Annotated in this window: 7 protein-coding genes and 1 riboswitch; of the genes, 1 reads left to right on the top strand and 6 read right to left on the bottom strand. The window is 68.5% G+C overall.

Annotation, left to right across the window (positions count from 1 at the left end; translation table 11 throughout):
* Positions 1–128: 128 nt before the first annotated feature.
* Positions 129–236: riboswitch (TPP riboswitch) on the bottom strand.
* Between the two features lie 145 nt (positions 237–381).
* Together KBI5_RS19425 and KBI5_RS19420 are read right to left on the bottom strand one after the other, a co-directional pair.
* Entirely contained in the window at positions 382–1,998 is a 1,617-nt protein-coding gene (locus KBI5_RS19425) for an ATP-binding cassette domain-containing protein (protein ID WP_011434847.1), read from the bottom strand.
* Positions 1,995–4,073 (bottom strand): ABC transporter permease, encoded by a 2,079-nt coding sequence (locus KBI5_RS19420; RefSeq protein ID WP_085016039.1) that lies wholly within the window; start codon positions 4,071–4,073, stop codon positions 1,995–1,997. The genes KBI5_RS19425 and KBI5_RS19420 overlap by 4 nt, the downstream gene beginning before the upstream one ends.
* A gap of 144 nt (positions 4,074–4,217) precedes the next feature.
* Here KBI5_RS19420 and KBI5_RS19415 point away from each other — a divergent pair, with 144 nt between their 5' ends.
* Complete coding sequence (locus tag KBI5_RS19415) at positions 4,218–5,450, top strand: ABC transporter substrate-binding protein (RefSeq protein ID WP_241883026.1); 1,233 nt, start codon at positions 4,218–4,220, stop codon at positions 5,448–5,450.
* A 106-nt stretch (positions 5,451–5,556) separates the two neighbouring features.
* Here the strand turns inward: KBI5_RS19415 and KBI5_RS19410 are convergent, their stop codons facing one another.
* The 4 genes from KBI5_RS19410 to KBI5_RS19395 form a co-directional block, all read right to left on the bottom strand.
* Positions 5,557–7,518 (bottom strand): ABC transporter ATP-binding protein, encoded by a 1,962-nt coding sequence (locus KBI5_RS19410; RefSeq protein ID WP_085016037.1) that lies wholly within the window; start codon positions 7,516–7,518, stop codon positions 5,557–5,559.
* On the bottom strand, positions 7,515–9,248 hold the full coding sequence (locus tag KBI5_RS19405; protein WP_085016036.1) for an ABC transporter ATP-binding protein: 1,734 nt from the start codon (positions 9,246–9,248) through the stop codon (positions 7,515–7,517). The genes KBI5_RS19410 and KBI5_RS19405 overlap by 4 nt, the downstream gene beginning before the upstream one ends.
* 263 nt (positions 9,249–9,511) lie before the next feature.
* The gene (locus tag KBI5_RS19400) at positions 9,512–12,577 is read right to left on the bottom strand and encodes a diguanylate cyclase (RefSeq protein ID WP_085016035.1); all 3,066 of its coding nucleotides are present in this window, start codon (positions 12,575–12,577) and stop codon (positions 9,512–9,514) included.
* Between the two features lie 297 nt (positions 12,578–12,874).
* Positions 12,875–13,279, bottom strand: coding sequence for a YccF domain-containing protein (locus KBI5_RS19395; RefSeq protein WP_011434841.1), 405 nt, complete (start codon positions 13,277–13,279; stop codon positions 12,875–12,877).
* Positions 13,280–13,304: the final 25 nt, after the last annotated feature.

Raw genomic sequence — 13,304 nt, 5'->3', positions numbered from 1 at the left:
CGCGGCCGAGACGGACGACGAGGAGGACGAGGACGAGACGGACGGGGAGGATGCGGCGGACGACAAGGATGAGGTGGACGGGGACGAGGTGACGGCCTTCGAGGTGGACGAGGACGAACGGTCGGTACGCGACACCATGTAAGACTCCCTACGCCGGCATTACCCGGACAGGTTCCTGCGGTCGGCGGCCCCAGCCGCCCTCTCAGCCCCTTGGCGGAGCTCCCGCGATCAACTTCGACGCTTGTCGACAGTAAGACACCGCCGGCCCGCTCGCCACCCCTTCCGGTTCATCCGACGCATGCCCTACACCATCGGGCGACGTGAAGAGCCCTGTTCCGCCGGACCCCGGTTTCTCTGCGTGGCGGGGAACGCCGGACCAGCTCAGCGGTCCGGGGCCGCCGCCGGCCCGGAACTCCCGCCCAGGTAGGCCGTCTCGATGAGCTCGGGATGCGCGATGAGATCCGCCGCGCTCGCCGACAGCGCGATCCGGCCCCGGTCGAGAACGTAGCCACGGTCGGCCACCTGCAACGCGAGCGAGACGAACTGCTCGACCAGCAGCACGCCGGTCGACGTCTCGAGGGCGATCGTGCGCAGCAGGGCGAGCAGCTGCGGCGCAATCCCGGGTGCCAGGCCGAACGACAGCTCGTCCACCAGCAGCAGACGCGGTCTGCGCACCAGAGCGACGGCCAACGCGAGCCGTTGCCGCTCGCCCCCGGACAGTTCTCCGGCCGACCGGTCGAGCAGGCCGCGCAGCACCGGGAACCAGTCCAACACCCGCCCGATCTCGCCGGATGAGCGCCGGCCGGCCGCCAGGCGCAGGTTCTCGCGGACGGTCAACCGCCCGAGTGATCCTCGTCCCTGCGGTACGACCGCCATCCCCCGGCGGGCGAGTGTGCTCGGCGCGGCCCGGCGCGACCGGTCATCGAGGACCTTGACCCGTCCCCTCGACGGCGTCAGCAGCCCCGCCGCCGTGCGGATCAGCGTCGTCTTGCCCGCGCCGTTCGCTCCGAGCAGCGCCACGATCTCCCCGGCACCGACGGTGAGCGACACGTCCCGGAGCACCGGAACTCCGTCGTATCCGCTCGTGACCCGGTCGAGTACGAGCAGATCGCCCCCGCCTCGGCCGGGGGCCGGCGCCGGGGTGGAGGCGGGCACGGAGTCGAGAGCAGGCACGGAGTCGAGAGCAGGCACGGAGTCGAGAGCAGACACGGAGTCGAGAGCAGACACGGAGTCGAGAGCAGAGGCCGAGCCGGGCCCGGGTCCCGGGGCGGTCCCGGCGCGGTCGCCGCCGTCGGGCCCACCACCGCCCAGATAGGCAGCGCGGACCGCCGGATCGGCGCGCACCTCGGCGGATCGACCGCGCGCGACGACGCGGCCCCCGTCCAGGACGAGGACGTGGTCGCATACGTCGAAGACGAGCTTCACGTCGTGGTCAACGAGCAGCACGGCGATGCCGTCGGCGGCGATGCGGCGCAGCCGGTCGGCGAGCGTCCGGCGGGCGGCCGGGTCGAGACCCGCGGCCGGTTCGTCCAGCAGCAGGACCTTCGGCCTGGCGACGAGGGCGCGGCCGAGAGCCACCGAGGACCGCTCGTCGTGGGAGAGCGTCGACGGCAGGCGATCGGCGATCGTGGCGAGCCCGAGCGACCGGGCCGGATCTGGCCCGGTCGCGGGTCCGGGTGCCCGGGGCGTGACGACGGCCAGGTTCTCCCCGACCTCCAGACTGTCGAAGAGTTCCAGCGCCTGGAAGGTGCGGGCGAGCCCCAACCGCAGCCGCTCATGCGCCGGCAGTCCGACGAGCACGGCACCGTCCAGCGTGACGGTACCCGCGCTGATCGACGCAAACCCGGTGAGGGCGTCGATCAACGTCGTCTTTCCGGCTCCGTTGGGTCCGATGAGCCCGGTGATGGTGCCTGCCGACAGAGTGAAGGAGACATCCTCGAGGATGCGCGTGCGGCCCTGGTCGGCGGCGAGCATGTCGACCGCCAGCAACGCCGTCACGGGGCTCCGCCCGGGTTGACCGGATGCGGGGTCAGGCTCGGCCGGCCCTGGTCCGGCGGCTGCGGGTGTCGCACGTGATCTCCTCGACGCGTTCGCTGCCCAGGACCGGTCCGATGCGTGCCACCCGACCGATCCGCGCGGCCCTGATGATCGGCGCGAGCCGTCCGATGCGGTCGGTACGCGAGCCCGGCCGGACGTAGCACCGCCAGCACCACGACGGCGATCCCGCACAGCACGGACTGGTACTTGCCGAGCCCGGCAACCTGGTCCAGCACGATGAACACGATTCCGCCCGGCACCAGCAGACCGCCCAGCAACGCTCCGCCGACACTCGTCACCCCGCCGGCGGCCGCGATCGCCAGGAAGAACAGCGAGGCCGTGACGCCGAACGAGTCGAAGGACAGACGTCCCTGGCCGTAGCCGATGAGGCAGCCGCCGAGACCGGCGATCGCGGCGGAGAGGGTGAAGGCGAGCACCTTCGTACGACGGACGTCGATCCCGGCCGCGGCAGCGGCCCGTTCGTTCGCGCGCACGGCCAGCATGCGCCGGCCCAGGTCCGCGGTGCGCAGCCGGGCGACTCCGTAGCAGCACGCGGCGAGCACGGCCAACGCCAGCAGCCCGTACTGCGGCCGGGGGAACCCGGCACCGGCGAGCCCGAGATCGAGGCCGAAGATCTTCGGACTCGGTACTACCGACCCGGCCAACCCGCCGGTGACCAGCGGGTTTCCGAACACCACCTCCTGGATCGCGACGCCGGCGACCAGAGTGATCAATGCCAGGTCGATTCCACGCAGCCGCCGTGACAGCACCCCCAGCAGCAGGCCCGCCACGGCGGCGGCACCCGTGGCGAGCAGGGGTGCGATCGGGAACGGCACGCCCAGCTCACCCTGGAGTCTGGCCAACAGGAAGCCGGCGACACCGGCGAGGGTCATCTGTGCCAACGAGAGCTGTCCGACGTACCCGGTCAACACGACGAACGACAGACACACCACGGCGCCGGCAAGGCTGCGTTCGAGGCCGAGCCGGTAGGGGCCGGCCAGCACGAGGATCGCGACCACCCCGAACGGCACACCGACCGCGAGGTGGCGCAGGGGAGACTCCGGCGGGTCGACCACCGGCATCGGAGCCGACACGGCGACGCCCGCGGCGCGACCGGGAATGAGATCCCCGCGCCGGCCCGCCACCGCGATGACCAGAAGCATCGGAAGCAGCGCGCGCAGTCCCGGCTGGTTCAACCAGGAGACGTCCTGTTGCAGCGGGATCAGGACGGCCTGGGTCATGCCGAGGCCGAGAGCTCCGACGACGGTCAGACCGAACGAGGACAGGCCACCGAGCAGAGCGGCGGCRAGCGCGGGAACGACGAACAGCGAGTAGCTCGTCGGATTCAGCGCACTGATCGGCGCCACGAGGATCCCGGCGAGGGCGGCGAGCACGGCCGCCATGACCCAGTTGACGGCGGCGATCCAGCCGGGCCGCCGGCCGAGAAGCGCGGTGGTCTGCTCATCCTCGGCGACGGCGCGGGTAGCCAGGCCGAACAACGTCCAGCGCGACATCGCCCACAGACCGGCGGCGACCACGATGACCGACGCGGCGAGCAGCAGCCGGTCACTCGCCACGGTCACGCCCAGCAGGGACAGCGGTGACTGCGGCAGCACCGGGCTGAGGAACCTGTTGTCAGATCCGAACTGGAGCACGGCGACGGCCTGCAGCGCGATCGTGAGGCCGACCGCCGCCACGACCGTCATCAGCGGCTGGGCACGCCGCAAGGGCCGAAAAACCACCAGATAGGATGCCAGTGCTAGAATTGCCGCCATTGCGAGGGATACTGACAGGGCTAGCCCGAAGGTGGGCGTGTCGGTGRGATGAATTCTTGGCGGCATCCCGACGACGGGCAGTACGAGGTCCCCGACCTCCCGTAGTTCTGCGTACTGGTAGGTGGCGTACATAGCGAACGCCCCATGGGCGATGTTCACCACGCCGGACGCGCGGTAGGTGAGCACGAGCCCTAGCCCGAGCGCCGCGTACACGGCCCCCGGGCCAAGGCCGAGCAGCAATGCTGCTATATACGTTGTCACCGGGCCCCCGTAGACGCATCTATTGCAGATAGAGAGATCCGAACTGCGATGAAGACCGGACGCATGGTCACACAACAGTCCCCGTCCGGCCGGTCGACGGTCAAGCCCCCAGAACTGGACGACAGAAGTGTAGCTTCACGAGCCGTGAGACAARCCTCCCGCATCCTCCTCGCGTTCTCCGTAGCCTTGTCCGTCGTTGTCGCCGGGTGCACGAGTCAGCGCGGTGGCTCGTCCGGCGCAGCTGCCGGTGGCAGYGCGGCGGCGAGCCGCCTGACCGGGCCTGCGGTCACTGTCGGCTTCGTAACGGTTGAGAACAGCACTGTCGGGTCATACCCGGAGACCCGGAAGGCCGCTCAGGCCGCCGTGGACTACGCCAACACCTCTCTGGGCGGGCTCGACGGTCGACCGCTCCGGCTGATCAGCTGCGCAACCGACGGCTCGCCGGAGTCCTCCCAGAACTGCGCCAACCGGCTTGTCGCCACGAAACCACTCGCGGTGGTCGGCGGGATCGATTTCGGCGCGGAGGCGGCGATGCCGATATACGAGACCGCCCACATCCCGTACGTCACCGGCTCTCCTCAACTGAGCGGAGAACTCGGCTCACACAACGCCTTCGCATTTTCCGGCGGTTCGCTCAGCGAGCTGCTCGGCCTCACCGACTATCTGACGAACATCCGGCATGTGCGCAGCGTGCATGCCCTGTACCTCGACCTGCCCGGCCTGCTGTCCGCCGCTATCCAGGGATCGCAGAACGTCCTGCACCATAAAGGTGTGTCCGACGTCAAACTGGTGCCGGAGAAATCCGACGCGGCAGACTTCGCGCCGGCCCTGACCCAGGTCGCGGCGGGCAAGCCGGACGCGATCATCGTGGTGTTCCAGGCGGCGACGTGCACCCGGATCGTCCAGGCCGCGGCGGCGCTGAACATCCGCAGCGACATCTACTTCATCGGTCCCTGCACCACCCCCGCGGTGCCGCGCGCGGCCAGCGGCCGGACCGACAACCTCTACTTCGCATCCAGCTACCTACCGGTCGGGACGAGCGATGGTGACGCCGACACGGCGGCGTTYCGTAAGGCGATCCCGGAGGCCGATCGGTCCTCGTCGTCGCAGGGATCCTTCTCCGCCGTCCTCAACATCCGGTCGCTGCTGGCCGGTACCGCCCAGCCGACCTCGGCCGCCCTGCTCACGGCGCTTCGCGCCTCCCACGACCGCCCGAACGTCATGGCCCATCCGTTCACCTGCGACGGCAAGCAGATCGACATCTTCCCGGCGATCTGCAACACGGCGGTGCGGCTGCTGGCGTGGAAGAACAACACGTTCACCGATGTCACCGGCAACTGGCTCGACGGGCGCCAGCTCATCAAACTGATCAACTGACCACGTTCGCCTAACAAGCCGTCCGGCTCGTGCTCATCCCCGCTGTCACACGCACGGGCCGGTGGCGCAACCGCTCACGCAGATCTCGACCGTCAGATCTCGACGGTCAGATCTCGACGACGGCCTGGGCGAACTGGGACTGGTACAGCCGGGAGTATGGGCCATCGGCGGCCAGGAGCTCGGTGTGGGTGCCCTGTTCGACGATGGCTCCGTTCTCCATCACGAGAATGGTGTCCGCGTCCCGGATGGTCGACAGCCGATGCGCGATGACGAACGCGGTCCGCCCCGCCCGCAGGGTCGACATCGCCCGTTGGATGAGGACCTCGGTACGGGTGTCCACCGAGCTCGTCGCCTCGTCGAGAACCAGGATCAGAGGTTCCACGAGGAAGGCGCGGGCGATGGTGATCAGCTGCTTCTCCCCGCCGCTCACGCCGACCCCCTCGTCGTCGAGCACGGTGTCGTAACCCGCGGGAAGAGTGCGGACGAACCGGTCGACGTGCGCGGCGCGGGCCGCCGCCACAATCTGCTCGTGGGTGGCGCCCTCCGCACCGTAGGCGATGTTCTCCGCGATCGTTCCGCCGAACAGCCAGGTGTCCTGCAGGACCATGCCGATGCTGGCCCGCAGTTCATCCCGCGACATCGCCGCGACATCGACCCCGTCCAAGGTGATCCGTCCGCCGGTGACCTCGTAGAAGCGCATCAGCAGGTTGATCAGAGTGGTCTTGCCGGCGCCGGTCGGCCCGACGATCGCGACGGTGTGACCAGGTTCCGCGACAAGTGACAGGTCCTCGATCAACGGCTTGTTCGGTTCGTAGCGGAAGGAGACGCGTTCGAAGGCCACCCGGCCACGAAGCCGCTCCGGATGCGCCGGAACCGCCCGGTCGGGTTCCTGCTCGACGGTGTCGAGCAGGTCGAACACCCGCTCCGCGGAGGCCACCCCGGACTGCACCAGGTTCGCCATGCTGGCAACCTGGGACAACGGCTGGCTGAACTGCCGAGAATATTGGATGAACGCCTGGACGTCACCGATCGACAGCGAGCCGGACGCGACCYGCAGGCCGCCGATCACAGCTACCAGCACGTAGTTCAGGTTTCCGATGAACAACATCGAGGGCTGCATGAGACCGGAGATGAACTGCGCGCGCCAACTGGCGGCGTAGAGCCGCTCGTTCTGCTCACGAAAGATCTCCGCGGATTCCTCCTGCCGGCCGAACGCCCGCACGAGCGTGTGCCCGGTGTACATCTCCTCGATATGGGCGTTGAGACCACCGGTGATCCGCCACTGGGCGACAAACTGGGGCTGAGCCAGCTTGCCGACCCGGGTCGCCATCATGATCGACACTGGCACCGTGACCAGCGCGATCAGGGCGAGGATCCAGGAGATCCAGAGCATCATCGATAGCACGCCCACGATCGTCAGCGTCGACGCGACAATCTGCGACATGCTCTGCTGCAGGCTCTGCCCGAAGTTGTCGATGTCGTTGGTGACCCGGCTGAGCACCTCGCCTCGCGGCTGACCGTCGAAGTAACGGACGGGCAACCGCGAGATCTTCGCCTGGACGTCGCGGCGCAGATCACTGATCACTCTCTGCAGGGCCAGGTTCGCCAGCCGGGCCTGGAGCACACCGCACAATCCGGACACCGCGTAGACGACCACGACCCCCAGCAGCACGACACCGATGGCATCGAAGTCCATGCCATGACCGGGGGTCACGTCGAGYGAGGCGAGCAGGTCCGCCTGGGTACCGTGGCCGGTGGCACGCAGCTGCGCGACCGCCTGTTCCTTCGTGCTGCCGGCTGGCAGCCGCCGACTGAAGATCCCCGCGAACACCAGGTCGGTGGCGTGGCCGAGCAGGCGAGGACCGATCACGCTCAGGCCGACGCTCAACGTCGCCAGGACCACGACGGCGATCAGCAGGTGACGCTGCGGTCGCAGCAGTCCGAGCAGCCGGCGGCTCGACGCGGCGAAGTCCATCGACTTCTCCGTCGCGCCCGGGCCCACGAAGAACCGAGCGGGCCCGGCCGTCGGGGCCGGGCCGCGGCGCGGTGCCGGTACCGGGCTGCTCATGCCGCCTCCTCCTCGGTGAGCTGGGAGAGCACAATCTCGCGGTACGTGGTGTTGTCGGCCATCAGCTGCTGGTGGGTGCCGACGCCGGCCACCTCACCGTGGTCCAGCACGATGATCTGATCCGCATCCCGGATGGTGGCGACCCGCTGAGCGACGATCACCACGGTCGCGGCGGAGGTCTCGTGGGCGAGCGCCCTGCGCAGGCGGGCGTCGGTGGCGTAGTCGAGGGCCGAGAAGGAGTCGTCGAACAGGTAGATCTCCGGGCCGTGAACGAGCACGCGGGCGATGGAGAGCCGTTGGCGCTGGCCGCCGGAGACGTTCGTGCCACCCTGGGCGATCGCGGTGTCGAGACCGTCCGGCATGGCTTCGACGAAGTCCTTCGCCTGCGCGATCTCCAGCGCGCGCCACAGTTCGTCGTCGGTGGCGTCCGGATTTCCGTAACGCAGATTGGTCGCGACGGTGCCGGAGAACAGATACGGCTTCTGTGGAACCAGGCCGACGGTCCGGGCGAGCAGCGCCGGGTCGAGATCGCGGACGTCGACACCGTCGACGAGGACGGCGCCCTCGGTGGCATCGGCCAACCGCGGGACCAGACCGAGCAGCGTTGTCTTGCCGCTACCGGTGCTGCCGATGATGGCTGTGGTCTGACCCGGCCGGGCGCGCAGGCTGATTGCGCGCAGGACCGGCGCCTCCGCGCCCGGGTAGTGGAACCCGACGCCCCGCAGTTCCAGGTCACCGTGGCGGCGCAGCTCCCGCACCGGGTTCTGCGGTGGCAGGACCGTGGAGTCGGTCTCGAGYACCTCCTGGATGCGCTCCGCGCACACCTCGGCGCGGGGAATCATCATGAACATGAAGGTGGCCATCATCACCGACATCAGGATCTGCATCAGGTAGCTGAGGAAGGCTGTCAGCGCGCCGATCTGCATCTGGCCGGCGTCGATACGGTGGGCACCGAACCACAGCACGGCCACGCTCGAGAAGTTGACCACGGTGAGCACGAGCGGGAACATCAACGCCATGAGTCGACCGAACCGCAACGAGATGTCGGTCAGTTCGGCGTCAGCCACCGCGAACCGGCGCCGCTCATAGTCGTCCTGGACAAAAGCGCGGATCACCCGGAGCCCGGTGATCTGCTCCCGCAGGATCCGGTTGACGGCGTCCAAGCGCTCCTGCATCGCCCGGCCCAGCGGCCGCATCCGTCGCACGATCAAGCTGATGATCACTGCGAGGACCGGAGTGATCGCGACGAGYAGGAGCGAGAGCCCGGCATCCTGGTTGACCGCCAGGATGATRCCGCCCAGGCACATGATCGGCGCGGAGACCATGAGCGTGAAGCTCATTAACATCAGCATCTGCACCTGCTGCACGTCGTTCGTGGCCCRGGTGATCAGAGAGGGCGCGCCGAAGCGGCCGACCTCCCGGGCCGAGAACGACTGGACCCGGTCGAACACCGACGCCCGGATGTCCCGACCGAGCGCCATCGCCGTCCGGGCTCCGAAGAAGACGGCGGCGCCGGCACAGACGATCTGCACGACGCTGACACCGAGCATGAGTCCACCGATACGCATGATGTAGCCGGTGTCGCCGATGACCACTCCACGATCAATGATGTCGGCGTTGAGGGTGGGGAGGTAGAGCATGGCGATCGTCGCCACCAGCTGCAGAAGGACCAGTATCGAGATCGGCCGGCCGTAGGGGCCGAGGTGAGCCCGCAGAAGTCGGATCAGCATACGGTCCCTCTCGGTGGCGGCTGGTGGTCGAACCGGTAGATCGCGACAACGGTGGGTAAGCACACTGCAGACGTGTTGCGACCCTACGACGTCAACCCAACATCAGGTCAAGGCATTTTCAGTGCCGCGCACTGGAGAGTCGAGGGTCAGTGCCGCGCACTGGAGAGTCGAGGGTCAGTGCCGCGCACTGGAGAGTCGAGGGTCAGTGCCGCGCACTGGAGAGTCGAGGGTCAGTGCCGCGCACTGGAGACATGGCGGCTACCTCATGTCGGATACCTGCCGGGGATGTCGGCGAGCGGTGCGGGTCCGCCGAAGAGGCTGCCCTGGCCAAGRCCRCAGCCGCTGTGCGCGAGGGTGGCGGCCTGCTTCGCGTCAGCGATGCCGGTGCCCAGCAGTGAAATGCCCAGTCCGCGGATGGTGGCGAGGAACGCCGTGCGCAGCGTGCCGTCGTTTTCTTCTTCCCCGGGGGTGCGRCCGTCGGTCAGCGATTCGGTCAGGTGCCGGGTGGCGGCGGCGTCGAGCACGATGATCTGGACGGGAAGCGGCAGAAGGGGATCGAACGAGAGGTCCTCGGCGTCGGGATAGGTGATCGCGAGCCTGATACCTCGTGCGGCCAGTCCGCGCAGCGCCCGCAGGGCAGCCTGATCGGTGTGGTGCGTCGCGCCGGCGACGCGGAGCACGAGAGCATCGGGTGGCAGGTGGTGGACGGTCAGAGCATTGACCACCTCGGTCGTGAACCGGGCGTCAGCGGCATCGAGGATCGAGACGGGGATGTGGAGGGCCACCTCCGGATGGCCCGTGCTTCGGTATCGGCCGAGGTCACGGCAGGCCCGGTCGAGCAGGATGTGCTCCAGTGCGGGGGCCAGCCCGGTCTGCTGGGCGGTGAGGGTGAGACGGTGGTGGGGAACGGATCGGGAGGACGGGTCGTCCCACCGAAGCGCCGCCTCGACACCGACGGTCCGACCGGTGTGGAGCTCGATGATCGGCTGATAGCTGACGTTGAGGGTACCGCCGCCATCCTCGCCGCGTACGGCGTGGGTGAGGCTGGTGCGCAGGGCGTCCTCGGCGCTGGCGGGGCACAGCTCCGGCCGGTACACCACCAGGGTGCCCTTACCCCGCCGTTTTGCGGCGTACATGGCGGAGTCCGCCTGTTTCAGCACGCTTTCCGCGGTGGCCTGAGTGCCGGGGTCGACAACGACCAGCCCAATGCTGGCCTGGGTTGTATGAACCGTTCCGGCGAGTACCAAGGGTACGCGGAGTGTTTCCAGGATCCGCCGCCCGATGGACTCGGGGTCGACGCAGCCGCCTTCCAGCAGGACCGCGAACTCGTCGCCGCTGATGCGGGCAACCGTGTCGGTGCTACGGGCGCAACTCGTCAGCCGACCCGCGGTTACGCGAAGCAGGTCGTCGCCGGCCGCGTGCCCGAATCTGTCGTTGACGCTCTTGAAGTCGTCGAGGTCGCAGAACAGTAGTGCAAGCTGCGTGTCGTCCTGCGTATTGTCGTGGAGGCGCCGGGCAAGTCCGCGTTGCAGTCGGGCCGTCAACAGCGTGCGGTTCGCCAGGTCGGTCAGCGGATCGTGCAGGGCCTGGTGGTGCAGCTRTCGTTCGCGGGTGTAGCGGTGGGYGTTGTCCAGGCACAGCGCCGCGCGGGCGGCCAACTCCTCGGCCAGGGCCAGGTCGTCGTCCTCGTAGGGCTCTGGTTGCCGGGAGCGGCAGAAACTGGCCACCCCGAACATCACGTCGCGGGCGCACAGGGGGACGGTGATGAGCGAGTGGATCCCCTGCGCGAGGAGTTGCTCGACGCGTTCGGGGTCCTGGGCCTGCCAACCGGGAGCCGCGTGCAGGTCGGCCTCGAGCACCGCTCGCCCGCTGGCCAGGCACCGAGCCTGCGGCGTGGAGGGCAGGAAGCTGATCTGGTGACCGGCCGGGTAGAGAGCGAGGCCTTCCTGGATGCCGTGCAGGGCGGCGCGGCGCAGCAGTGCGGTCGGACGCAGCGAGTCCTCGCCCCGCAGAACAGACTCCGACAGGTCCACCGTGACGACGTCGGCGAGTTCGGGCACGGCTGCCTGGGCCAGTTCCTCGGCGGTCCGAGTCACGTCGAGGGTGGTCCCGATGTGCATACTGGCCTCGTACAGCAGGGTGAGGCGTCGCCGTGCCGCCACCGCGAGACGGCCGATTCCCTGTTCCCCGATCGCCAGCAGTGACGCGCCGATGGCGGGCTGCCGGCTGGCCGGGTACGCACTGGCCACGGGTGTGCTGGCCGGGCGGGTGGCGTCGGGTGCACCCGCCGGCAGTCGCGGCGTCGGCCTGGGCGCGCTGAGCGCGGCATACGGCAGGAAAAGCCCCGGCGCCGACGGGGCACCGGCGTCGGCCCCCCGCGGCTGGCTGTTGAGGTGTCCTGCCACAGCCGCGGCGCTGGTCATGAGGCGACGGGGCGGCCCGAAGGGAAGGACGACCTCGACGGCCAGCCCGGCCACTGCGGAGTGCGTCCGTACCTCCCTGCACACCAGCGTGGCAGTCTGACCGTGCGGCAGGGATACCTCGATGGCGGTCGGCCGGCCCGCTGCGATCAGTTCAGCGGCCTTCTCCTGCAAAACCAGCCGAGTATCGTGCTTGATCTCGATGCCGGACCCGGCATCGAGATCAAGCGGAAACTGTGCGCCGCCAGCCGGTATCCGCATCCGGTGTTTGGCCTGCCGGTACGCCAGGAGCAAGGCGCGTTCCCGCTCGCTCGCCTGTTCCAGCAGGCGATGTTCGATAGCGCGGCCAGCCTCCCCCACCATGGCTTCCGCCGACGGATTCGCCTCGGCGAGCCTGCAAATGAGGCTGAACACGCCTTCGATACGCCCGCTGAGGGGGTCGCGGACGGGAGCGGATATGMACGCGTCCGGTTGGTAGAGGTCAGCAAAGTGCTCGGCGCCCGAGACGCGGGYGGGGCGCCTTTCCACGAGGGCGAGGGCTACGGCGCTGGTGCCGACCAGGTGCTCGGCGACGCAGAACCCAGGGTGTAGGCCGAAGGATGCCTCACCGACCCGGTGCGCCAGTATTCTTGCCTGGTCGTCGGTGAGACACACGCACACCCAGGTCCCGGCGATCATGGATGCCAGTCGGTCGAGTACCGGGTCGGCCGCGCGGACCAGGCGCGTGTCCAGATCAAGATCCGGATCATAGACGGGGGAGCACCGGTCCGGGCTCACGTTCAGTACCTGGCTGCGCCACCACGAACCCAAAATCGCGTTTTGTGGTCCTTCCGCTACCAGGTCCCCCGTCAGGAATCGTTCCCGCAGGTGAGCGCTGTTACGCTGCGCAAGGTCATCCCAGATGTCCACGATGATTYCACCTCCCTCCTCGGGAGCCCAGAGGTTTCCGCGTCACCCTCCTGGCCTGCGCGCACATTCCACACCATCAAATCTACTACACCATTGTGGGCCTGCTGTCGCCTACGGAATGCTCCGATCTGCGAGYGACGCCCGAGATGAGACCGGTATAAGCACGTATGCGATGCTGGCGACGCTACCGGTGGAGCGGGACGGCATAGTCGATCATGTCGTTGTGATCATGCGGCCGRCATTCTGTTCGCGYGGCGGCGCGRCACGGTCCGAGCACGCTCGACCTGCCGCGGCGGCTCAGAATGCCGCGCGAGCTCCGACCGCGGGGGCGTCGACGTCCACGATCTCCTTACCCAGCGGCAGCAGCGAGACCGGGATCAGTTTGAAGTTCGCCAACCCGAGCGGGATACCGATGATGGTGAGGCAGAGTGCCAGGCCGGTGGTGAGATGTCCCAGTGCCAACCACCAACCGGCCAGCAGGATCCACAGCACGTTTCCGACCAGGGACGCCCCGCCGGCGCCGGGTCGGTCGACAATGCGCCGTCCAAACGGCCACAGGGTGAAGTTCGCCATCCGCAGGGCGGCGATCCCGAAGGGAATCGTGACGATGAGAATGAAGCACACAAGCGCCGCGAGGGCATAGCCGACGGCAAGCCAGAAACCACCGAATACCAACCAGATGACGTTGAGCACGAGGCGCATGAGCTGACCCGCTCTCTCCCGATCC

Origin of the sequence: Frankia sp. KB5, assembly GCF_002099325.1 — a bacterium.
Lineage (GTDB): Bacteria > Actinomycetota > Actinomycetes > Frankiales > Frankiaceae > Frankia > Frankia casuarinae.
The sequence above is the reverse complement of the archived record's forward strand: the minus strand, read 5'-3'. Positions and strand labels throughout refer to the sequence as shown.